The 22,397-nt window shown below is 65.4% G+C and carries 21 protein-coding genes and 1 tRNA gene; 11 read left to right on the top strand and 11 right to left on the bottom strand.

Annotated features, from left to right (window positions below):
- Positions 1-63 precede the first annotated feature (63 nt).
- Together ACW2Q0_RS12685 and ACW2Q0_RS12680 are read right to left on the bottom strand one after the other, a co-directional pair.
- A complete protein-coding gene (locus ACW2Q0_RS12685; protein ID WP_457189470.1) occupies positions 64-1,413 on the bottom strand; it encodes a serine hydrolase domain-containing protein in 1,350 nt (449 codons plus the stop codon).
- A 120-nt stretch (positions 1,414-1,533) separates the two neighbouring features.
- The gene (locus ACW2Q0_RS12680; RefSeq protein ID WP_457189468.1) at positions 1,534-2,769 is read right to left on the bottom strand and encodes an APC family permease; all 1,236 of its coding nucleotides are present in this window, start codon (positions 2,767-2,769) and stop codon (positions 1,534-1,536) included.
- Positions 2,770-3,101: 332 nt separating this feature from the next.
- Here ACW2Q0_RS12680 and ACW2Q0_RS12675 point away from each other — a divergent pair, with 332 nt between their 5' ends.
- Both ACW2Q0_RS12675 and ACW2Q0_RS12670 read left to right on the top strand, forming a co-directional pair.
- Positions 3,102-3,563 carry a Fur family transcriptional regulator gene (locus tag ACW2Q0_RS12675; RefSeq protein ID WP_457189466.1) on the top strand — a complete coding sequence of 154 codons (462 nt, stop codon included), beginning with the start codon at positions 3,102-3,104 and terminating at the stop codon, positions 3,561-3,563.
- Positions 3,560-5,020, top strand: a complete 1,461-nt coding sequence (locus ACW2Q0_RS12670; protein WP_457189464.1) for a catalase — start codon at positions 3,560-3,562, stop codon at positions 5,018-5,020. Before ACW2Q0_RS12675 ends, ACW2Q0_RS12670 begins: the two co-directional genes overlap by 4 nt.
- A 1,311-nt stretch (positions 5,021-6,331) precedes the next feature.
- Here the strand turns inward: ACW2Q0_RS12670 and ACW2Q0_RS12665 are convergent.
- The 3 genes from ACW2Q0_RS12665 to ACW2Q0_RS12655 all read right to left on the bottom strand — a co-directional run bounded on the left by ACW2Q0_RS12665 (position 6,332) and on the right by ACW2Q0_RS12655 (position 8,800).
- A tRNA-Pro gene (locus tag ACW2Q0_RS12665) sits at positions 6,332-6,405 on the bottom strand.
- 60 nt (positions 6,406-6,465) lie between these two features.
- On the bottom strand, positions 6,466-7,710 hold the full coding sequence (locus tag ACW2Q0_RS12660; protein ID WP_457189462.1) for a hypothetical protein: 1,245 nt from the start codon (positions 7,708-7,710) through the stop codon (positions 6,466-6,468).
- A gap of 127 nt (positions 7,711-7,837) precedes the next feature.
- A complete protein-coding gene (locus tag ACW2Q0_RS12655; RefSeq protein WP_457189460.1) occupies positions 7,838-8,800 on the bottom strand; it encodes a metallophosphoesterase in 963 nt (320 codons plus the stop codon).
- A 166-nt stretch (positions 8,801-8,966) separates the two neighbouring features.
- Between ACW2Q0_RS12655 and ACW2Q0_RS12650 the strand changes: the two genes are divergently transcribed.
- A complete protein-coding gene (locus ACW2Q0_RS12650) occupies positions 8,967-9,431 on the top strand; it encodes a GatB/YqeY domain-containing protein (RefSeq protein ID WP_457189458.1) in 465 nt (154 codons plus the stop codon).
- 70 nt (positions 9,432-9,501) lie between these two features.
- Here the strand turns inward: ACW2Q0_RS12650 and ACW2Q0_RS12645 are convergent, their stop codons facing one another.
- Complete coding sequence (locus ACW2Q0_RS12645; protein ID WP_457189456.1) at positions 9,502-11,874, bottom strand: penicillin-binding protein; 2,373 nt, start codon at positions 11,872-11,874, stop codon at positions 9,502-9,504.
- A 446-nt stretch (positions 11,875-12,320) separates the two neighbouring features.
- Here ACW2Q0_RS12645 and ACW2Q0_RS12640 point away from each other — a divergent pair, with 446 nt between their 5' ends.
- A complete protein-coding gene (locus tag ACW2Q0_RS12640) occupies positions 12,321-12,644 on the top strand; it encodes a WhiB family transcriptional regulator (RefSeq protein ID WP_040686051.1) in 324 nt (107 codons plus the stop codon).
- Between the two features lie 113 nt (positions 12,645-12,757).
- On the opposite strand, the gene ACW2Q0_RS12635 is transcribed toward ACW2Q0_RS12640, so the two are convergent.
- Together ACW2Q0_RS12635 and ACW2Q0_RS12630 are read right to left on the bottom strand one after the other, a co-directional pair.
- Entirely contained in the window at positions 12,758-13,897 is a 1,140-nt protein-coding gene (locus ACW2Q0_RS12635; protein ID WP_457189453.1) for an ArsA family ATPase, read from the bottom strand.
- Complete coding sequence (locus ACW2Q0_RS12630) at positions 13,894-14,913, bottom strand: ArsA-related P-loop ATPase (RefSeq protein WP_457189531.1); 1,020 nt, start codon at positions 14,911-14,913, stop codon at positions 13,894-13,896. Before ACW2Q0_RS12630 ends, ACW2Q0_RS12635 begins: the two co-directional genes overlap by 4 nt.
- A 287-nt stretch (positions 14,914-15,200) precedes the next feature.
- Between ACW2Q0_RS12630 and ACW2Q0_RS12625 the strand changes: the two genes are divergently transcribed.
- Genes ACW2Q0_RS12625 through ACW2Q0_RS12615 form a run of 3 tightly spaced genes read left to right on the top strand, consistent with a single transcriptional unit; the run spans position 15,201 to position 16,643 of the window.
- On the top strand, positions 15,201-15,362 hold the full coding sequence (locus ACW2Q0_RS12625) for a DUF4177 domain-containing protein (protein WP_085998464.1): 162 nt from the start codon (positions 15,201-15,203) through the stop codon (positions 15,360-15,362).
- A gap of 18 nt (positions 15,363-15,380) precedes the next feature.
- Positions 15,381-15,839: a RidA family protein gene (locus tag ACW2Q0_RS12620; RefSeq protein WP_457189451.1), complete on the top strand. Its 459-nt coding sequence runs from the start codon at positions 15,381-15,383 to the stop codon at positions 15,837-15,839.
- A 9-nt stretch (positions 15,840-15,848) separates the two neighbouring features.
- Positions 15,849-16,643 (top strand): MBL fold metallo-hydrolase, encoded by a 795-nt coding sequence (locus ACW2Q0_RS12615; RefSeq protein WP_457189449.1) that lies wholly within the window; start codon positions 15,849-15,851, stop codon positions 16,641-16,643.
- 143 nt (positions 16,644-16,786) lie between these two features.
- Here ACW2Q0_RS12615 and ACW2Q0_RS12610 read toward each other — a convergent pair whose 3' ends face one another.
- Both ACW2Q0_RS12610 and ACW2Q0_RS12605 read right to left on the bottom strand, forming a co-directional pair.
- Positions 16,787-17,461 carry a Crp/Fnr family transcriptional regulator gene (locus ACW2Q0_RS12610; RefSeq protein ID WP_011206875.1) on the bottom strand — a complete coding sequence of 225 codons (675 nt, stop codon included), beginning with the start codon at positions 17,459-17,461 and terminating at the stop codon, positions 16,787-16,789.
- A 120-nt stretch (positions 17,462-17,581) separates the two neighbouring features.
- The gene (locus ACW2Q0_RS12605) at positions 17,582-17,809 is read right to left on the bottom strand and encodes a hypothetical protein (protein WP_159844797.1); all 228 of its coding nucleotides are present in this window, start codon (positions 17,807-17,809) and stop codon (positions 17,582-17,584) included.
- A gap of 259 nt (positions 17,810-18,068) precedes the next feature.
- Here ACW2Q0_RS12605 and nth point away from each other — a divergent pair, with 259 nt between their 5' ends.
- Genes nth through ACW2Q0_RS12585 form a run of 4 tightly spaced genes read left to right on the top strand, consistent with a single transcriptional unit; the run spans position 18,069 to position 21,287 of the window.
- Entirely contained in the window at positions 18,069-18,749 is a 681-nt protein-coding gene (gene nth / locus ACW2Q0_RS12600; RefSeq protein ID WP_457189446.1) for an endonuclease III, read from the top strand.
- Positions 18,746-19,381 (top strand): TlpA family protein disulfide reductase, encoded by a 636-nt coding sequence (locus ACW2Q0_RS12595; RefSeq protein ID WP_457189444.1) that lies wholly within the window; start codon positions 18,746-18,748, stop codon positions 19,379-19,381. The genes nth and ACW2Q0_RS12595 overlap by 4 nt, the downstream gene beginning before the upstream one ends.
- Positions 19,378-20,097 carry an NUDIX hydrolase gene (locus tag ACW2Q0_RS12590; protein WP_457189442.1) on the top strand — a complete coding sequence of 240 codons (720 nt, stop codon included), beginning with the start codon at positions 19,378-19,380 and terminating at the stop codon, positions 20,095-20,097. The genes ACW2Q0_RS12595 and ACW2Q0_RS12590 overlap by 4 nt, the downstream gene beginning before the upstream one ends.
- A complete protein-coding gene (locus tag ACW2Q0_RS12585) occupies positions 20,094-21,287 on the top strand; it encodes a MarP family serine protease (RefSeq protein WP_457189440.1) in 1,194 nt (397 codons plus the stop codon). The genes ACW2Q0_RS12590 and ACW2Q0_RS12585 overlap by 4 nt, the downstream gene beginning before the upstream one ends.
- A 115-nt stretch (positions 21,288-21,402) precedes the next feature.
- On the opposite strand, the gene ACW2Q0_RS12580 is transcribed toward ACW2Q0_RS12585, so the two are convergent.
- On the bottom strand, positions 21,403-22,338 hold the full coding sequence (locus ACW2Q0_RS12580; protein WP_457189438.1) for an alpha/beta fold hydrolase: 936 nt from the start codon (positions 22,336-22,338) through the stop codon (positions 21,403-21,405).
- Positions 22,339-22,397: the final 59 nt, after the last annotated feature.

The following is a 22,397-nucleotide window of genomic DNA, read 5'->3' as shown; positions in this document are numbered from 1 at the left end:
CACGATCGCGGAACTGCACGCTGGATGCGCGGCGGTTACGGTGTCGCCGAACTTCGGTGTGATTCAGCGGATGCCCGGTGTGCGCGGATCCGGACCGAGGCAGGCCAGGATTGCGCAGCCGGGTGCGGTGTCGGCGAACGGCGGGTCGAGTGGATAGTTCAGGCAGCTGAAGACATCGCAGCCCGGGTAGGCCGCGGGTCCGATGCCGAAGACCGCGATCAGCAGATTCGTATCCACGAACCGACGCGGATCCAGCCGCAGCGGCGGCTCGACATATGGACCCGGGTCGGGCACCGGGTGGTCTTCGAATGCTGCGAACAACCGGCGGAAGAATTCATGTGGTAGCTCTGCGGTGTTCTGCACGGTTCCGGAAATGCCCTCATTGCTGATGTCGCCGAAGAATCCGGTCCACATCACCGTCAAATCCAGGCTCGGCACGATGAAGATATTCTGCATGCCTAGTCCCGACATAAAGTACACATCGGCGGGCAGGAAGTCGGCGGCCTCGGCGCATCCCGGCCCGAGCCAGAACAGATATCCGTAGCACGCGTTCGTCGGTGACGGTTGGCGTGCCTTGTACAGATATGTCTGCGAGACGATTTGCTGCTCGCCCCAGCGCCCGTTATTGCTCACCAATAGACCGAGCTTGGCGAAATCGTTCGGCGGGATCATCAGATGGGCGTATCCGTAGGTGTGCCCGGCGCGATCGCGTGCCCAGTAATAATCGCCACGTTCGATGCCGAGCGGATCGAACAGTTCACGCTGCGCGAACTGCTGCAGCGGTTCCGCGACGGCTAATTCGATGACATAGGCGAGCAGATCGACGTTGCGCTGGCTGTAGCTGAATGCCGTGCCCGGCGGATTATCCAATGGCACTCCGAGCGCCTGCACGGCACTATTCGGATCGATCGGAATCACCCCGGTGGCCCCCTCGGTCAGCACGCCCACTTTCATGCCCGACGATTCGGTCAGTAGATTCTCCACGGTGATCGACCGATGCTGCGTATCACCGAGTCCGGGTGGCAGATACCGATCGATCGGCGCTGCTATATCGAGTTTCCCCTGATCCCAGGCTATTCCGGCGAGCAGGGAGACAACGCTCTTGGTCGCACTCCAGATATTCCAGGCGACATTGCCGGTCTGATCGTTCGTCGGACCCTCACCGATCAGGCAGTTGTGCCGGAACACTTGCACATTCAACCGATTACGCCCACCCGCGAAAGTCAAAGCCTGCGCGAGCAGTCCCGAATCCAGTCCGACCTGTTCCGGCGCCGCCCGTTCCGGCACCCGGCCGGACGACACTCGACACGACAGTTGCTCAGTAGGCGCGGCTTGCGCGCCCCCGGCGAAAACGCTCCCCACAACCAGCGATACGGCCGCGACTCCGGCCAGGAATCCGTAGATGCGCCCCATGCAATGAGGCTATCGCCACCGACCGCGCCAGGCGGGTCAACAGGCTGAATGCGGTTCAGTCGACTGTCGGTCGGGCGTGCCGCTCGACGTCATACATTCCGAGGTGCCTCTCCGAGGGCGTCAGCGGCGTGTTCGTATCGCGAACCATCCAGCGCCCAAGGCCAGGACCGCAAGCCCGGTCACCACCGACATCGTGGGCAATGAAAACCCAACGACCACACACCCGGCCGCGCCCACGAGCGGCACCCACCGCGGCGGGCGGTCCTGCGCCGCAGTCAATGTCGCCGCCGAAGCATTGGCGATCAGGTAGTACACCAGCACCGTGAACGACGAAAACCCGATGGTCGCACGCAGGTCGAAGGTTCCCGCGACCACCGCGACCACCGCGCCGACCGCCAACTCCGCCCGATGCGGCACGCCGAAGCGTGGATGCACCGTGGCCAGCGCCCCTGGCAGATATTTGTCGCGCCCCATCGCAAGCACCGTGCGCGAAACCCCGAGTATCAGCGCGAGCAGCGATCCGGCCGCCGCGAGCACCGCCCCCACCCGGACCAGCGGTGCCAGCCCCGAAGCCCCGGCCGTCGAGACGACTCTGGCCAGCGGATCAATCGCATGCGCGAGCCCCGCCGACCCGAGCACCGCCAGCGATGCGATCGCCACCAGCGCGTAGACCGCCAGCGCGAGTCCGAGCGCGATCATGATGGCCCGTGGAATCGTGCGTCGCGGCTCGCGCACCTCCTCGCCGAGGGTCGCGATGCGGGCATATCCCGCGAAGGCGAAGAACAGTAATCCGGCCGCCTGCAAGACCGCGCGCGGCCCGATCCGATCCGGCAAAGCTGTTGCGGTGGAATGGTTTCCGAATAATCCGACGCCGACGACCACCGCCAGCACCGCCAACACGACCCCCACGATGATCCGGGTGGCCAATGCTGATTTCTGCACGCCGGTGTAGTTGATCGCGGTGATCGCGACAACCGCCGCGACCGCGACGATCCGCGAATGGTCCGGCCACGCGTAGTCGCCGACCGTCAGCGCCATCGCCGCGCACGATGCGGTTTTACCAGCGACGAATCCCCACCCGGCGAGATATCCCCAAAACGCACCCAGGCGCTCACGCCCATACACATACGTCCCGCCCGATACCGGATACTGCGCCGCCAGCCGCGCCGAGGAGGTCGCATTGCAATACGCGAGCAGTGCGGCCACTGCCAAGGCCAGTAGCAGCCAACTACCCGCCGCCGTCGCTGCGGGCGTGAGCGCGGCGAAGATACCCGCGCCGATCATCGACCCGAGCCCGATGACCACCGAGTCGGTGAGTCCGAGCCTGCGCCGCAGCGCGTCGCCATGCGTTGCCATGGTTGCATCATCGACCACACCGCCGTCGACCACGAGTCGAGCCGCCCCGGAAATGCAAAACGCCGCCAGGTCGGTGAACCTGGCGGCGCTGAGCCGCCGGACGCCACGCCAACGTCACGACTCGGGTGCCGACGTCCCACAAGCGCCTCTCGGCGAGTGGTCGCTCGAAGCGACGAATGGGGTGAGGCCCGGGGCTGTCCGGACGCCGACTGCGGTGGTCAACGGTCTGTCGCCCCGATCTATTCCACGAAGCCCGATGTGATGTACGCGACGGTTGACCGCACACTGTTGTTTTCTTGACTAATTCCAGAAAACGCGCAAACATCGGATGTATGCACACCAACGTCACCGACCCCCGCGAGCAATTGCGCGCGGCCGGCCTGCGGGTCACCGCGCCGCGGGTCGCGGTACTGAATGCGGTCGCGTACCGGCCGCATTCGGACGCCGATCGACTGGCCGCTGCTGTCCGCGAATCCCTGGGCTCGGTGTCCACGCAGGCCGTCTACGACGTGCTTCGGGCCTGCGTAAACGCCGGAATCCTGCGGCGCATCGAACCGGCCGGTTCGCCCGCGCTGTATGAGACCAGGACCTCGGACAACCACCACCACCTGGTGTGCCGAAGCTGCGACACGGTCGTCGATATCGACTGTGTCGTGGGCGCAGCCCCCTGCCTGGAACCCGAGGACGCGCATGGGTTCGTGGTCGACGAGGCAGAAGTCGTCTTCTGGGGTCTGTGCCCGATCTGCCGTACGTCCGAGCCGGGACGTAGCCACTCAGAAGGAGGCCGCCGATGACCAACCCGACCACCACCAACACCGGAACGCCGGTACCGAGCGATAACGAATCGCTCACCGCGGGTACTCAGGGCCCGATCCTGCTGCACGACCACTACCTCATCGAAAAGCTCGCCCAGTTCAACCGGGAGCGGGTACCGGAGCGGATCGTGCACGCCAAGGGCGCGGGTGCCTACGGCGAGCTGGTGGTGACCAATGACGTGAGTCGCTACACCAAGGCCAAGCTGTTCCAGCCGGGTGCGCGCACCGAATCGCTGGCTCGGTTCTCCACCGTCGCGGGCGAACAGGGCAGCCCCGACACCTGGCGCGACCCGCGTGGTTTCGCGGTGAAGTTCTATACCGAGGACGGCAACTACGACCTCGTCGGCAACAACACCCCGATCTTCTTCATCAAGGACCCGATCAAGTTCCCGGACTTCATCCGCTCACAGAAGCGCCTGCCGGGTAGCGGACTGCGCGATCACAATATGCAGTGGGATTTCTGGACCCTGCGTCCGGAGACCGCCCACCAGGTCACCTGGCTGATGGGTGACCGAGGCATCCCGAAGACCTACCGGCACATGAACGGCTACGGCTCGCACACCTACCAGTGGATCAATGCCACGGGCGAGCGCTTCTGGGTGAAGTACCACTTCAAGACCGATCAAGGCATCGACTATCTGACCCAGGCCGAGGCGGATCGGCTCGCCGGCGCGGACGCCGACTACCACCGCCGTGACCTGTACGCGGCGATCGAGCGCGGCGAGTCGCCGAGCTGGACGCTGTACGTGCAGGTCATGCCCGTCGCCGAGGCCGAGGGCTACCGCTTCAACCCGTTCGACCTGACCAAGGTGTGGTCGCATCGGGATTACCCGCTGATCGAGGTCGGCAAGTGGACCCTGAACCGCAATCCGGCCAACTACTTCGTCGATATCGAACAGGCCGCCTTCGAACCCTCGAATGTCGTTCCCGGCATCGGCTTTTCGCCCGACAAGATGTTGCTCGGCCGGGTCTTCGCCTACGCGGACGCGCACCGCTACCGCATCGGCACCAACTACGCGCAGCTGCCGCCGAACCGCGCAAGGGCCGCGGCGGTGAACTCCTATTCCAAGGAGGGGGCGATGCGCTTCGACTACAACGACGCGAATGTGCCTGTCTACGCACCGAATTCGTTCGGCGGTCCGCATGCGGATCCCGAGCGGGCACCCGATGGCGGCAGCTGGGAATTCGATCCCGTCTTCGTACGCGCGGGCTATATCGAGCACGCCGAGGATGGCGACTTCACCCAGGCGGGCACCCTGGTCCGTGAGGTCTTCGACGACGAGCAGCGAGATCGCCTGGTGGACAACATCATCGGCCATATACTCGGCGGTGTGCGTGAGCCGGTGCTGTCCCGTGTCTTCGAGTACTGGAAGAACGTGGACGCCGAACTCGGCAAGCGCGTCGAGGAAGGTGTCCGCACCGGACTGGCAGGCTGAAAGCTCAGGTCCGAAAAAAGCTCCGCCCCTGACCATTTCGGTCGGAGGCGGAGTTTTTTTGTTTATGGGGGCTGGAATCCACGCCGCCCCGGGGCTCGGAACTACAGCAGGCCCCACCAGTAGAGCAGGCAAGCCAGCACCCAGACAACCACGGTTTCCATCGCCGCTCCCATTCTTCTTGGCGCCCTCATCCTCCATCATCCGCTGATTCGCGCCAGCGCGCCGCAAACTTGTCGGGATCTTCCGCAAAATGACCCGACTACCTGCGGTTTTTCTCCTGCAAGGTCTTCTTAAGTGCCCAACAAGCCCGTGACGGCATTGTTTGTGTCAACACCGCGAAACAAGCCACCACCTGGGGTGGGGAACCGGACTCGACCTGTTCACGAGGGGTAACAGGTCGCGTCACGGGGGTAGTGCCAGCCGGACCGGTCCACGAGGGGTGACCGGCCCGGCTGGCGCTTAATCGGGGGCGACCACTTCGGATGGCTCTTCCCGGAGCTGACCGGCGCATATAGTCGCCGCTGCCGAAGGTAACCATTGGGTGCGCGCCGACGATCCCATCCAAGGGTGTATGTGGCCGGGCCGGTTCACGAGGGGTGACCGGCCCGGCCGGGCCTGGAGCGGTCGGGCGATCGTCTCGAGCGAGTAGTCGGGCAGTTCGTAGCTCTCGGTCTTGGTGGGCATCTTCATCACGAGGGGTGGTGTCGAGTGCGTTCAGACGGGGGACATCGGTGGTGCGGATTTCGCCGGTGAACCGCGCCGATCTCTTCCAGTTGCCCGTGCAGCGGCTGCTCACAACGCTTTGGACCGCGTATTTCGTCGAGATGACCGCACGTTGACAAGCGGATAAGAGTCTGCTTACCACGCATTTGGGACGACCGGGGACATATCGGAACGGTCGCGCGTCGCCTCGGCGCGCCGCCTTCCGGAATTTCGCAGCGGCGGTGCACAGTGAGCAGGAGCAGACAGCAACACTTGGCAACGTCGCCGCACCACCGCAGGACACATCGCCGCGTCAGGTTGATGGCGGCCGGGCACCAGGTTGCGGATGTGGAGCGATCCGCCGACCGCCCTTCGCGCCGCCGGTCGGTGCCGATCCGTCGCGACGCCGGGTGCACCTACGAGAAGTCTCGGGAGGTACGGATGGATGCGTTTGTGATCGTTGGCTTGCTCGCCCTGGTCTGCGGGCTACTAGCGGTCATTGCCTGCGCGGTGTGGTGGCCGACCCCGGACCGCCAGGCCAAACAGCGCAAACGGTTCCGCCCCCGACCTATGCGGGCCGGGGGCGGAACCGTTCGTCTCAACCACGAGTCGGGGTGACAGGATTTGAACCTGCGACCTCTTCGTCCCGAACGAAGCGCGCTACCAAGCTGCGCCACACCCCGTGAAGCGAACCTGCAGTAGCTTACAACAGCTCACGTCCAGACGTTAAACCCGCAGGTCAATTAGCCTCCATGGGGTCTAATGCTGGTAAAGATGCGCATCGCGGTGGCCGCGTCGACGGCATTGGGGACACCGGTGTCGGCCGCGATCACCATGACGAAATTGCCGCTGTCGGTGGGGGTGGCGAAGGTATAGACCGAATACTCCGTCGCGCAGCCCGGATTGACCTTGGTCGCGGTCCCCTTGGTCTCCACGAACATGCCCTGTTGGGAGCCGTCGAGCGAGCGGAGCGGCTGCGCGGCGCCCGGAGTGCCACCCGGTGAGTTGGTGTAGGCGATCTTGGCGGTCCGGGTGCCGAGTTCGGTTGCCGCGGTTGCCGAGTCGGTGTCCTTGGAGCCGGTCAGGAAGGCCACGGTGCGGGTCGAGCCGGGGCAGTAGCTTTTACCCTCGGTGGCCAGCCCTTTGCCGGTGACGGCATTGGGTGGTTCCCCGAAGCCGCCGACCTTGCCGTCGGGCGCCACCGTCCAGTCGGCCGGTACGTCATAGGCGGCACCGAGATCCGAGGCCACCACGACCTGGTAGCCGGGCACCACCGGGGTCTCATGATTGGCGGGGGCGTGCTTGGTGGTGGTCGGCTGCGTCGAGGTGTGCGAATTCGTGGGGGTGAGTGCGCTCACCATCGACGGAACCGGATTCTGCGCGGTGGTGTCGACCGATCCGCGGTCGGCCGTGACGACCGCCGCTGTCGCCCCGCCCGCGACCACGAGCATCGCGGCCGCGGCGGCGATCCATGCGGTGCGCCGACTGCGGTTCGGTCGGTTCGTGCTAGACATGGCGGCCGGATCCGAGGCGAAACGATCACTGAAGAACGCATTCGAGCCACCGCCATGGGGTGCCCGCATCCCGCTGCTTGGTCCGAAGGGGGTTGCACCGGGCTGGAATTGCGTCGTCGAGCCCGCCTGCCATGACGAAACGGGTTGCTGCGGCTGCGGCATCCATTGCAACGTCGGATCGAATTGGCCCGGCGCATTTGCCGTTTGCCGTTCGGGCCGCCACGGTATCGGCAAATCCGGTGCCACACCGCCGTTCCACGGTATGGCCCTTGGTTCGGGGCCGAACGGCGACAGCACGGCCGGATCGACCTGGACCGGCGCGCCGAATGTGCCCTGCGACGCGTCGATCCCCGACTCAGTGGGATCGGGCGGCCCGAATGCGGGCTGTCCTAGCGCAGGGCCGAATTGCTCTGCGCCATAAGGCTGTTGCTGATATGGCGTACGAGCTTCGCGCCGGTCGTCGGAATCACTCACGACTGGGCCTCGTCGGCGCTCGCCGCCGTCGTGCACGATTGCGCGCTGTGTTTATGGTTCACTCGCTGGCGCTCGCTCACACTCTCCCCTGCCTGACGTCAGTCTCGGCAAAGGACCTTAGCGGAACTCAGCGGGCGATGGCTTCCGAGGGTGAAACGCCCTGTCCGCTATCGGTATTGGGACGCTTCGGCGGTGCGGCGACCAGGGTCAGCAGCGTCGCCTCGGGGCGGCAGCAGAAACGGTACGGCGCCCACGGCGAGGTGCCCAGACCCGCGGAGACGTGCAACTGGGTGTGCGCGCCCCACTTGGACGAGCCCTTCACCCGCGAGCGATCGATACCGCAGTTGGTGACCAGCGCACCGTATCCGGGCAGGCACAGTTGGCCGCCGTGTGTATGTCCGGCCATGACCAGGTCGTAGCCGTCCTCGGCGAAACGGTCCAGCACCCGGGGTTCCGGGGAGTGGGTCAGGCCGATGCTCAGCACGGCGAGCGGGTTGGGCGCACCCGCGACGGTCTCATACCGGTCGCGCTGTAGATGCGGATCGTCGACGCCCGCGCTCGCGATGCGAATGCCCGCGACCTCGACGTCGCGGCGGACGTGGGTCAGATCGAGCCAGCCGCGCTCGGTGAAGGCCGCGCGCAGATCCTTCCACGGCAGCGGCGCACCGTACACGCGGCGGTGATCCTTCTTGAAGTATTTCGCCGGATTCTTCGGTACCGGCGCGAAGTAGTCATTGCTGCCGAAAACGAAAAGGCCCGGACGGGAAAGCAATCCGCCGAGGGCCTGGACCACCGCGGGCACCGACTTCTGGTGCGAAAGATTGTCACCGGTATTGATGACCAGATCCGGCTCCAGCCGATCCAGCTCCCGCAGCCACTGCTGCTTGAGCTTCTGACCAGGCATCATGTGCAAATCGCTGATGTGCAGCACCCGTAGTGACGACGAGCCCGGCTGCAGGACGGGCATCGTGGACTCGCGCAGTATGAAGGCGTTTCGTTCGATCAGCGAGGCGTAGCCGATACCGGCCACCGCGGCCCCGGCGGCTCCCAATGCGGTTCGTCGGATGGCGGAGGTCCAGATTACGGGCATTTGCCCAGCATAGGTGACCCCGGTGCGGAACGCCGAGTGTGTTTCCGCACAAGCGGGCAGGTTATTCGAGCGACCTGCAAGCAATCGCCGGCGGCGAGCGTGCCGAATGCGGGTCGAACGCAGAATGTAGTGGGCCGGGAACGGGGAAACGGCTACCGTGTGGCACATGTCGGAACTCAAATCGCAGCTGCGTGCGGATATGACCGCCGCGATGAAAGCCAAGGACACGCTGCGCCTCGCCACCCTCAGGATGCTGCTCGCCGCCATCCAGACCGCGGAGGTCGCGGGCTCGCAGGCACGTGAGCTCTCCGACGCCGAGCTCATTGCCGTACTGCAGAAAGAGGCGAAGAAGCGCAGCGAGTCGGCCGAGGTCTACGCCCAGGCCGGGCGTGGTGAACTGGCCGCCAACGAACATGCCGAGGCGCGCATCATCGATGAATATCTGCCGACGCAGCTGACCGATGCGGAGGTGGCCGATGTCGCGGATACCGCGATCGCGCAGATCGCTCAGGAACTCGGCGAGCGGCCGGGTATGCGGCAGATGGGCCAGGTCATGAAGGCCGCCACCGCGATCGCCGCCGGTAAGGCCGATGGCTCCCGGCTCTCGGCCGCCGTGAAGTCGCGCCTGTAGCCGTCGCAATAACAAAGGCCGCCGATCCGGGATGCCGGGTCGGCGGCCTTCGTATTGTCGAGGTGCTGGGTTACCGAGGTGCTGGGAATCCCGGAATATTCGGCAATCCCGGAATACCAGGAATGCCCGGAATCGGAAGTCCGGGTGCCGGCGCGGGACCGGGTGGCGGTGCCGGCGCTCGTTCCGTCCCATCGCTGATATAGATCGTGATCACCGACCCGGGAATCGCCGAACCATTCGGCGCGGTCCCCATCACGGTTCCCTTCGGTGGCGCACCCGCGCCGTTCACCGCCGAGACCTGGAAGCCCGCGGACGCCAGCGCGGCGGTTGCCTGACCTTGCGTCATGCCCGCGACATCGGGGACCTGAGCCTGATTGGATCCACGCACATACTTGTCGTCCAGCGGTGGCAGCGCGGGCGGCGGGAAGTTCCCGATCACCGGCTTGACCGCATTGAACCAGGTGCGGGCGGGTTCATTACCACCGAAGAGATTGCCGTCGCCGCAACCACGCAGCGGGAACGAGCAGATTTCACCGGGTGTCGGGCTGTCGCCGTAGATGTAGGCCGCGGCCGCGAGCGCATTGGTGAAGCCGAGAAACGCCGAGGAGCGGTGGCTCTCGGTGGTTCCCGTCTTGGCCGACAGCGGCAGATTCCATCCGGTGGACTGTGCCGCACCGGCGGCCGTACCGCTGACGTCGTCCTTACTCAGGGCGTTGGCCAGGGTGTTCGCCAGTCCGGGATCGACGACCTGCTCGCACGCCTGCTGAGTGAGCGGCACCGTCTTACCGGTGCGGTCGATCACCTCTTTGATCGGCGAGGGCGGGCACCACCGGCCGCCGGAACCCAAGGTGGCGGCCACATTCGACAGCTCCAGCGGGTTGATCGCGACCGGGCCCAGAGTGAACGAGCCGAGGTTCTGGTCCTTGATCATGTCCGCCAGGCTCTGGTTGCCGTGGCCCGAGCTGCCTGCCTCGGTGTAGGAGCGCATGCCGAGGCGCACTGCCATATCGACGGTCGGGGTGACCCCGACGGCCTGGATCAGCTTGACGAACGCGGTATTCGGTGAGGTGGCCAGCGCCTCGGTCACCGACATCGGCGACTTGTAGTTACCCGCGTTCTGCACGCAGTAGGTCGCCGGCGGGCAGCCGCGCGCACCACCGTTACCCATGCCCTTTGCCTCGAACCGGCCGGGCACATCGAGTTGGGCGTTGATACCGAGGCCCTTTTCCATGGCCGCGGCCGTGGTGAAGATCTTGAAAATCGAGCCCGCGCCGTCACCGACCATCGAATACGGCTGTGGCTGCACCGTTTCGTTGGCATCGCGGTTCAGGCCGTAGGTGCGGCTGCTGGCCATGGCGAGCACCGGATGCGAATCCTGGCCGGGGCCGACCACCGACATCACCTGTGCGACGTCGTCGAGGTTCGGGTTCGCGGCTTCGGTCACCGAGCGCTTCACCGAATCCTGCAGCGCCGGATCGAGCGTGGTCTTGATCGTGAAGCCACCGGTATTGATCTGCTCGCGGCTGATACCGGCATTGGCCAGATATTGCAGCGCGTAATCGCAGAAGAAGCCGCGATCGTTGGCGGCGATACAGCCGCGTGGCAGCCCCTTCGGCTCGGGCAGCACGCCGAGCGGTTCGGACTTGGCCTTGCGGAACTCCTCGGCCCGGCTGGGGATGTTCTGGATCAGCGTGTCCAACACGGTATTGCGGCGCTGCAGCACACCCTCGGGATTGGTGTAGGGATTCAGCTTGGAGCTGGACTGCACCATGCCCGCGAGCATCGCCGACTGCGGCACATTCAGATTTGCGGCGTCGACGCCGAAGTAGGTCTGCGCCGCGTCTTGGATGCCATAGGAGGAGTTGCCGAACGGGACGAGATTCAAGTATCGGGTGAGGATCTCATCCTTGGTCAGCTCCCGGTCCAGGGTGAGCGCCATCCGGATCTCGCGCAGCTTACGCGCGGGCGTGGTCTCGATGGCGGCCCGGCGCTCGGCGTCGGTTTTGGCGACGACGAGAAGTTGAAAGTTCTTCACGTACTGCTGATCGAGGGTGGACGCACCCTGTTGCACCTCGCCGCTGCTCGTATTGGTGACGAAGGCGCGCATGGTGCCTGTCCAGTCCACCCCCGCGTGCTCAGCGAAGCGCCGGTCCTCGATGGAGACGATCGCCAACTTCATATCGTTGGAGATCTTGTCGCTGGGGACCTCGAAGCGGCGTTGCTCGTACAGCCAGGCGATGGGCGTTCCGTTCGCGTCGACCATGGTCGAGACGGCGGGGACGGTGCCCTCCACCAACTCCGCGGACACATTGTCGACGGCGTCGGCGGCGCGGTTGGAAACGAACCCGAAACCGCCTGCGAGAGGGAACAGCAACCCGGCGACGAGCACGGCGGCCAGCGCGCAGCTGCCGGACAGCCGCGCGAGCGTATGTGTGATCGGCACGAGCCCAGACTACGGGGTCCCGATTCGGCGCTCTCGGGTGTGTTTGCGAGTAACGGCGGATCCTGGAGTTCTCGCGCGACCGCGGCGAGTGAGCAATAGATACAGCCCGCATGGGGGCTGGCGGAGCCGAGTGCCGGCGAGGCGCAGCCTGGCCCGATCGGGCGTGTCGCGAGATGAATTCCGGCGTGTCGCGAAGGAGCGAGCGGCGGGGTCGAGTCGACCGCCCGGTTCTAGATCACGGTTGCAGGGACGGACGTACCAAAAAGTCTCGGGACGGTCTTGCGCAGAGCCCATACCTTTACCTAGATTGAGAACCCAGTGTGATAGAGCTAACACTCAAAGTGGAATGTGGTGCAGTTCGCAGTGGGGTTTGGGTTGCTGCGAGACTGACACGCGATTCTGGAGCGCCGTTGACCCGGTGTTCGGACTGCAAAGGGGCACACCAAATGCACATGACAACCCCCATCGCTCGATTGGACGTAGAGCAGGCCGAAGCAAGGATCGCCTGGGTAGCCCAGGCTCGATGCAAGGAAGTAGACCCTGATCAACTGTTCGTTCGCGGCGCGGCGCAGCGCAAGGCGGCGACGATTTGCAGGCACTGCCCGGTATTGATGCAGTGTGGGGCCGATGCGCTCGACAATCGAGTCGAATTCGGCGTGTGGGGTGGTATGACCGAGCGGCAGCGTCGTGCGCTGCTCAAGCAGCACCCGGAGGTGACGTCCTGGGCGGACTTTTTCCAAGCTCAGCGTCAACATCAGATCGCAATTTAATCCTGGAAATCAAACCGAGCCCGCGATTGCGGGCTCGGCTCAATTAACGGGTCTATATCAAACCGGCATCAGAATGATACGGCGGCACAGTCGATTTCGCCGCCGAGCACGCCTCAGACGGTCACCTCGGCCGGGTGCGCATCGGTGAGTTGCGCACCGACGGCACGTAGCGCCTCCAAATCGGAAACCTCGAAGGGCAGCGCGGTCACCGAGGTGATCGGCACCCGCGGATGTGCACCGGTGAACCGGTGCAGCAAATGCTGTTCGCGCTTCGCGGTGGCGACCCGCTGGGCGTGGATGCGCAGTACCGCGGCGGTCTGCGGATCGGATTCGGCGAGTTGATCGGCGGCGGTCACCGCGTGATCGGCGGACAGCGCGCTGAGCACCGGATGGGTCCGGTTCAAGATCAGTCCGGCCAGCGGCATGCGTTCGGTTGAAAGGCGGTCGACAAAGAAGGACGCCTCGCGCAAAGCATCCGGTTCGGCGGCCGCGACCACAAGAAAGTGCGTGCCCGGGTTGGACAGCATCGCGTAGGTGCGGTCCGCGCGATCTTGGAAACCACCGAACAGCGATTCCAGTGACTGCAGGAAATACGACGCGTCCTTGAGCATCTGGCCGCCGACAATGGTCGATACAGCGCGCACGGCCAGGCTCATCGCACCGGTGACGAGCCGAGTGACGCCGCGTCCGGGAGCCATGATTACCCGGATCATCCTGCCGTTCAAGAAGTTTCCGAGCCGCTTGGGCGCATCGAGGAAATCGAGGGCATTGCGCGAGGGCGGAGTGTCGACCACGATCAGGTCCCACTCCTTGCGTCCGGCCAACTGACCGAGCTTCTCCATCGCCATGTACTCCTGCGTACCGCTGAAGGAGGAGGCGACCGTCTGATAGAAGGGGTTGGCGAAAATCTGCTCCGCCTTCTCCGGACTGGTGTGTTCGAGCACCATATCGTCGAAGGTGCGCCGCATATTGAGCATCATCGCGTGCAATTCGCCCTTGGCCTCCGGGCCGAGCGCTACGCGCTGCGGAGCGTTGTCCAGATCGGCGACGCCGAGTGACTGGGCCAGCCGACGTGCCGGGTCGATGGTGAGCACCACAACCTTGCGACCCTGCTCGGCCGCGCGCAACCCGATTGCCGCCGCGGTAGTGGTCTTACCGACGCCGCCCGAACCGCAGCACACCACAACCCGCGCGCTGCGGTCGCCGATAATGCTCGAAATATCCAACGGCGCGGGCACATTCGGATTACTCATCGGACCCCCTGCTTGCTCAGATGTTCGGCGAGTTCATAGATGCCACCGAGGTCCATGCCGTCGGTGAGCGCGGGCAGATACATCCGCGACACATTCACCTTCGCGAGTTCGGCGGCGCTTTCGTCCTGCGCTCGCAAAGTGGCCGAATGCTCGACGGTTTCGGTGATCAGGCCCTGGAAGTCCTGGTCCGACAGGGAAATTCCGGCCTCGGTGAGTCCCGAGCGAATGGCGTCACGGTCGATATCGCCCCGCGCCGCCTTATTACGCACTTCGGCGGGGAGTTGGCCCTTGGCCGCCCGGTTCACGATGACGGTCCCGATCCGCAGGTCATTTGCGGTGAGTTCGGCGACCGCGTCGGCGGTTTCCTGTACCGGCAGCGCCTCGAGCAGTGTGACCAGGTGGATCATCGTCTGATCGGAGTGCAGCAGATTCGAGACGCCCTCGGCCTGCGAGGCGATCGGCCCGCCCTTCGCCACCTCGACCATGGCCTGGGTGACATCGAGGAAGCTGGCGATCCGTCCGGTAGGCGGTGCGTCGACGACGATTTCGTCGAATACGGGTTTGCCCTGCTTATCCACCCGGACCGCGCATTCCTTGATCTTGCCGGTCAGAATCACATCGCGCAGACCGGGTGCGATCGTGGTGACGAATTCGATGGCGCCGACCCGGCGCATCGCCCGCCCGGCGAAGCCCAAGTTATAGAACATATCGAGGTATTCGAGAAAGGCGTGCTCGATATCGAGCGCGAGCGCGACCACTTCACCGCCGCCGTCCGCGGTGGCGATCCTGGTCTCGGTGGGCGGCAGCGGCGGCAGATCGAACAGCTGGGCAATGGACTGTCTGCTCTCCACCTCGACCAACAGCACCCGCCGTCCGCCCGCGGCGAGCGCGAGTGCCAGCGCTGCGGCGACCGTCGACTTGCCGGTTCCCCCTTTGCCGGAGACATAGTGCAAGCGGGCCTTATCCGCGCGCTCCGGCCAGCCCGTTTCCAGCCCCGGCTCCGCCGAAAAGGGCACTGCTGTTGGTACTCCCACGATCGCGAGCCTATAACCCGTTGTGGGAGCGCGCCCCGGCGATATGGTCAGTGCCTCATTTTCAGCGGATTCTGCCTCAGACAGTTCGAGCGGAACTGGCCGCAAGGTGAGATACCTGACCACAACGGGGCGAGATGACCTGTTCGCGGACGCGAGTCTCGACGACACCCGCTACCGACTGCTTGCAGGTCGCTCGACGAAAGGGCCGGACGCGGGACAGAAGGGGGCCGCGAACACGCAGCGCCGAAGACGCTGCCAAAGTTAGAGGTATGAGTGATTCGAAGGTGTGGGAGTACGCCACCGTTCCGCTGCTGACGCATGCGACCAAGCAGATTCTGGACCAGTGGGGCGCCGACGGCTGGGAGCTGGTGACCGTGCTGCCTGGTCCGACCGGTGAACAGCACGTCGCCTACCTCAAGCGCCCCAAGTAACCGAAAGGACTTGCACCTATGACCCAGTGGGAGAAGAACCTCGCCCAGCTCGGCCTGACCCTGCCGCCGGTCGTCACCCCGGTCGCCGCCTACATTCCGGCGATACGCACCGGTTCGCTCGTCTACACCTCCGGCCAGCTGCCGTTCGTGGACGGGCAGCTCGCGGCGACCGGCAAGGTCGGTGCCGAGGTCTCGCTCGAACAGGCCAAGGAGGCGGCAAAGCTCTGCGCGCTGAACGCGATCGCCGCGGTGCACGAGCTGGTCGGGCTCGACGCGGTGGTGCGCATTGTGAAGGTCGTCGGATTCGTCGCCTCCGCACCGGGATTCACCGATCAGCCGCAGGTCATCAATGGTGCCTCGGAACTGCTCGGTGCGGTCTTCGGTGATGCGGGCGTGCACGCGCGCTCTGCGGTCGGCGTTGCCGAACTGCCCCGCAGCACCCCGGTCGAGGTCGAATTGATCGCCGAAGTGCGCTAGACAGGTTCGATGACGCTCACCCATCCCGCATACGGCCAGCTGCGGCAGGTCACGCCGACCGCGGCGGTCGTGCTCGCGGACAATCCCGGCCAGATGACACTGGAGGGCACCAATACCTGGCTGCTGCGCGCGCCGGGGCAATCGGAATACGTCGTCATCGATCCGGGACCGAAGGACAAGGCGCATAGCGAGACGATCGCCCGCGCCACCGACGGCAATATCGCGCTCACCTTGATCACCCACCGGCATCACGACCACACTGGCGGGATCGACCGGTTGGTCGAGCTGACGGGCACGCCCGTGCGGGCCAGGACCACCGAATTCTTGCGCGGTTCGGCTGCGCCGCTGGTCGACGGCGAGGTGATCGAGGCCGCCGGACTGCGGATCACCGTCCTGGACACCCCCGGCCACACCAAGGATTCGGTCAGTTTCGTCCTCGACGACGCGGTGTTGACCGGTGACACCGTCCTCGGCTTCGGCACCACGGTGCTCGATGCCAGCGACGGCACCCTCGCCGATTACCTGTCATCGCTGGACAAACTGGTCGAGGTGGGCGCGGGACGCGCCCTGCTGCCCGCACACGGTCCGGATCATCCCGATCTGGAACCGATCGCGCGGTACTACATCGCACACCGACAGGAGCGGCTCGATCAGGTGCGGGAGGCCTTGCGCGAACTCGGTCCGAATGCGGGTGCGATGTCGGTGGTGCGCAAGGTCTACGCCGATGTCGACAAGCGCCTGTGGCCGGCCGCGCGTAGTTCGGTGCAGGCACAGTTGGCGTATCTGCGCGGCGCGCAGAACTAGCGATACGGGAGAGCACCGAAGCGCGCTGAGTTCATTCGGTAGATGAACTCAGCGCGCTTTTGCGCTTCAGATGTCGCGGCGTCCATCTGCCAGGACACGTCTGTACGGCGGCCGGGCGTCCCGGTCGCCGATGGGTGCGAACGTCAGCGCGCGCGGCGGGCCAGGCGCTCGGAGTCGGAGATCAGCACGCTCTTGCCCTCGAGCCGGAGCCAGCCGCGATGCGCGAAGTCGGCAAGTGCCTTGTTCACGGTCTCGCGGGAGGCGCCGACCAGCTGCGCGATCTCTTCCTGAGTGAGGTCGTGGGTGACCCGCAGCGCACCCGCCTCCTGAGTACCGAACCGCTGCGCCAGCTGCAGCAACGCCTTGGCGACCCGGCCGGGGACGTCGGTGAAGATCAGATCGGCCAGGTTGTTGTTGGTGCGGCGCAGGCGACGGGCGAGGACGCGGAGCAGTTGCTCGGCGATCTCGGGCCGCTGGTCGATCCACGACTTGAGTGCGTCACGGTCCATGGTGACCGCACGGACCTCGGTCACGGTAGTAGCGGTCGAGGTGCGTGGACCGGGGTCGAAGATCGACAGTTCACCGAACATATCCGACGGGCCCATGATGGTCAGCAGGTTTTCCCTGCCGTCCGGGGAACGCCGTCCGATCTTCACCTTTCCGGAGGTGATGATGTACAACCGGTCGCCGGGCTCGCCCTCGTTGAAGATGACATGGCCGCGCGGAAAATCCACGGGCTGCAGTTGTTTGGCTAGAGCCGCCACTGCGGTGGGCTCTACGCCTTGGAAGATGCCTGCTCTGGCGAGGGCCTCGTCCACGAATGTGCTCCTTATGGGAAATGGCTCTGTCCTGGACCGAAGCAAATCGGCCAACAGCGCAGTCTACGCGGCATTACGGCAGCGTAGTGACAGACACCACGTTAACAAGCGAATGCGAATTCAGCTGGCGCGGGCGACGTCCATTTCTTCGCCACGGGAACGGCGCCTGCGCATCCGTGCCACCGCGGCGGGCAGTCCGAGCTTCGTCAGCTCCTTCACTTCGGCGTTGCTTGCCTTGTCCAGGTACTGCTGAACCTCTTCGTCGGGTTCGAGAAGTTTACGGAGCCGATTCTCGACCCGCTCCATGCCCAGTGCAAACAGCATCAGCACCACTGGGAAGAGCACCACAGCGAGTCCTTGCATGACGAGCAGTAAACACGGTCCAGGTCTCAGATGGAACACGGCAGGAGATCTAGGAGGGCACCGTTGTGGGGTGGTTCCGTATGGTGGACGCGTGCGTGTCTCCCCCTCCACTGCTGCCGTGAGCGGGCCTGCGCCTGCCGTCGAGGCGACCGATGCGCAACCCGCCGCGGTCCCCGTTCCCAAGCGCAAATCCCGAGTGCGACAAGCGGAAACCCGGCTCGGCCTGACGCGAAGGGCCCGTCGGATGAACCGCGCTCTCGCGGTTGCTTTTCCGGACGCGCACTGTGAGCTCGATTTCACGACACCGCTCGAATTGGCGGTTGCGACAATACTTTCCGCGCAGTGCACCGATGAGCGGGTGAATCTGACTACACCCGCGCTCTTCGCCAAGTACCGGGACGCCCGTGCGTACGCCGAGGCAAACCGCGCCGAGCTGGAGGAATACCTCCGGCCGACCGGGTTCTTCCGCAACAAGACCAGTTCACTGATCGGCCTCGGACAGGCACTCGTCGAACGCTTCGATGGTGAATTACCTCACACCCTCGACGAACTGGTGCAGTTGCCCGGCATCGGCCGCAAGACTGCCAATGTCATCCTCGGCAACGCCTTCGGAGTGCCCGGCATAACGGTCGACACTCATTTCGGTCGGCTGGTGCGCCGCTGGGCGTGGACTACCGAGGAAGATCCGGTGAAGGTGGAGCACGCCATCGGCGTGCTGATCGAACGCAAGGAATGGACAATGCTGTCCCACCGCGTGATTTTCCACGGACGTCGGGTCTGTCATGCCCGCAAACCCGCATGCGGTGTCTGCATTCTGGCCAAGGACTGCCCATCGTTCGGGGTCGGGCCGTCCGATCCCGAAACCGCGGCCAAGCTGGTGAAGGGTCCGGAGGCGGAGCATCTGCTCGAGCTGGTGGGCCGGTGAGACGAATACCTGTCACGGCGCGCTTGGCGCTGGCAGGGTTGATCACCGTAGTGGCCTTGGCGGTCGCGCTGTGGCCCCGCGATAACGACGACACCACGACCAGCGGCGACCATCCGACGAATTCCCTCGCGAGCGCCTCGGTCCAGGCGCGCACCGCCGCTGGGCTCGCGAATTGCCCGGCGCCCGCGGCGGATGCGGTGGGACGCGGGCCGCTTGCCGGACTCGCCCTGACCTGTCTGTCCGACGGCAAACCGGTCGATCTGGCGGCCGCGCTCGAGGGCAAACCGGCACTACTGAACCTGTGGGCGTACTGGTGTGCACCGTGCGCCAAAGAGTTGCCGGATGTGCAGGAGTACGCTCGACGCGCCGGAAACGCGATTACCGTGCTGACCGTGCACAGCGATCCGGATGAGGCGAGGGCGCTCGCATTGCTGACCGACCTGAAGGTGACGTTACCCGGCGTTCTCGACCCGCGTGCCAAGGTGCGTATCGCGGTCGGTGCGCCCGCCGTGCTGCCGGTATCGGTGCTGTTGCGCGCGGATGGTTCGGTTGCCGAGGTGGTGGTGCGCGCCTTCGACGGCGTCAACGACATCGCCGATACGGTCGCGAATAAATTGGGAGTTGCGGCATGACCGAGATCCCCATGCCGGACAGCATCCCGCAATGGCTGCGCCGAGCGGCGGACCCGCATACCAATTCCACCGATACGCGGTCCTTGGCGAGCGTGATGCGGCGGGCCATGACGGTCAGCACCACGCCGCGGCAGGCGGCTGTGCTCGTGCTGTTCAGCGGTTCGCCGCAAGCCGATCCCGAGGCAGCGGGCGGACTGCCCGCCGACGCGGATGTGCTGCTCACCCAGCGCGCGTCCACTATGCGCCAACACCGCGGTCAGGTCGCCTTTCCCGGCGGTGCGGTCGATCCCGGCGACTCCGGTCCGATCGATACCGCCCTGCGCGAAGCCTGTGAGGAGACCGGGCTGGCGCGTGCGGGTGTAGAACCCTTCGCCATACTGCCCAAGCTGTTCGTGCCCCCGTCCCGATTCGATGTGACCCCGGTACTGGCCTACTGGCACACCCCTCGGCCGGTCCAGGTGGTCAACCACACCGAGACCGAACGCGTCGTGCGGGTGCCGCTCACCGATCTGCTCGAACCGGCGAATCGCTTCATGGTGCGCGGCAGCCTCGGCTATCAGAGTCCGGCATTCCAGGTGGACGGAATGCTGGTGTGGGGCTTGACCGGCGGCATTCTGGCGGGCATCTGCACAGCCGCCGGCTGGGAACGGGCTTGGGACCACAGCGACGTTCGGGATCTGGAGTCCGCGCTGGCGGCCGTAGGGATGACGTTATGAGCTCATCGGCATGGCTCGATATCGCGGTGCTGCTGCTCGCGCTGCTTGCCGCCTCCTCCGGTTGGCGACAGGGTGCGGTGGCGTCCGCGCTGGCCTTCCTCGGCGTCGTACTCGGCGCGGTCGCGGGCATTCTCATCGCGCCGCACATTCTGACCCACGTCGACGAGGGCAGACCGCGGGTGCTCACCGGCGTGCTGTTGATCGTGCTGCTGGTCATTGTCGGTGAGGTCGCGGGCATGGTGCTCGGCCGGGCAGCGCGCGGCGGTATGCGACATCCGTTCACCCGCAGTGTGGACAGCGCCGTCGGCGCGGTGTTGCAGGCGGTCGCGGTGCTGGTCACGGCGTGGCTGCTTGCGCTGCCGCTGGCCACCTCGTCCCAACCGGCCATCGCCGCGGCGATCAACGGTTCGAAGGTGCTCGCCGATGTCAACGAAGTCTCCCCGAATTGGCTGCGGCGGCTGCCGAACGAATTCTCCAAGCTGCTCAATACTTCCGGGCTGCCGGATGTCATCGGTCCGTTCGGCCGCGCGCCGATCGCGGCCGTCGAGCCACCGGATCCCAGTGTGCTCGCCACTCCGGTCGCGGCCTCGTTGCAACAGAGTGTGCTGCGCATCCGCGGCGTCGCGCCGAGCTGCCAGCGGGCGCTGGAGGGCTCCGGCTTCGTGATCGCGCCGCAACGGATTGTTACCAACGCTCACGTCGTCGCGGGGACCACCAGCATCACCGTTGACGCCACCAACGGACCGCTGAATGCCACGGTTGTCTTGTTCGATCCGTCCAAGGATGTCGCGGTGCTCGCGGTACCGGGGCTTACCGCGCCGGTGATCCCAACCGCGGCTATGCCGGCGCACTCCGGAGACAGCGCTATTGTGCTGGGCTACCCTGGCGGCGGTCGGTACACGGCCAGTGCCGCCCGAGTTCGCGAGACGCTGGACTTGACCGGCCCGACGATCTATCGAAACGGCACCGTCGAACGTGAGGTTTACACGGTTCGTGGCCAAGTGCGGGCAGGCAATTCGGGTGGACCGCTTGTGGATACGGATGGACAGGTACTCGGCATCGTATTCGGTGCGGCGGTAACCGACGATGACACGGGATATGTGCTGACGCTGTCCGAGGTCCATGCGCAACTGGATGCTGCTCCCAAAGCGGTCGCGCCAGTCGAGACCGGCGCCTGTGTGCTGAGCTGAAACCGGTGTGCGCCGGAGGCGGCCCATACACCGAATCACATTCGGTTACTGATTGTCGGTCCGAGCCGGCAGGTTGTTGTCGCAGCGGCTGCCTGCCCGGCGGATGTGATACCAGCTATCCGAGCAGCTTGGCCAACTCCATCGTGACGGCCTCCGGATTCTCCTGATGCGCAAAGTGACCCGCGCCCGGAATCACGACCTGGCGTCGCTGCGGTGACAAGCGGCGGCCCCGCTGGAAGGTCGCGGGCAGGATGTAGTTGTCGAGTTCACCGCGCACGGCGAGTACCGGAATGTGGATCGGTACCCGCATCGTGGCCATGAACCGCCGACCGTCCGGACGCCACTGACTGCGGAAGGCCCAGCGCTGATATTCCAGCGCACAGTGCGCCGCACCCGGAATCTGGATGGCCGAGCGCATCCGATCGGCCGTCTCGATGAATTCTGCGGTACCCGACCAGATTCGGCTCACCCGCTGCCGCAGCAGCCGTTCGACCTCGAAGCCGTCACTGGTGGTCAGCAGATGTTCGCCGTAGCGCGGCAGCTGATAGCGCAGGAAATTCGGCAGCCAGGTGCGCCGCTGGCGCCGGTCCCGCAGCACCGCGCTTTTCAGCGCGGCCGGATGCGGGGAACTCACCAGCGCGATCGAGCGCACCAGTCGTGGATGCAGCACCGCGGTCGTCCAGCACACCAATCCGCCGTCGGCATGTCCGACCAGCGTGGCCTCGGAATAGCCCATGGCGCGGATGAGTCCGGCGATATCGCCGGCCAGCGTCCAACCGTCGTAGCCACGCGGCGGTTTGTCGCTGTCGCCGTAGCCGCGCAGATCCACCGCGACCGCGCGGTAGCCGAGTTCGGCGAGTCCGGTCAACTGATGCCGCCAGGACCACCAGAGGTCGGCGAAGCCGTGCAGCAGGACGACAAGCGGTGCGTCCGGGCGCTGCGGTGCGGCCTCGACGACATGGAAGCGAATGCCGTTTGCGTGCACGTCCCGATGCGTCCACGGACCGTCGTAACGGACGCTGGACGGATCGGGAAACGAGTTCGACGACACGCCGACCGAGCCTAGTAGGGGTCTGGCCCGCCGCCTAGTCGACGTTGCCGCGCCGCCGG

This window comes from Nocardia citri, assembly GCF_054065835.1.
The sequence above is the reverse complement of the archived record's forward strand: the minus strand, read 5'-3'. Positions and strand labels throughout refer to the sequence as shown.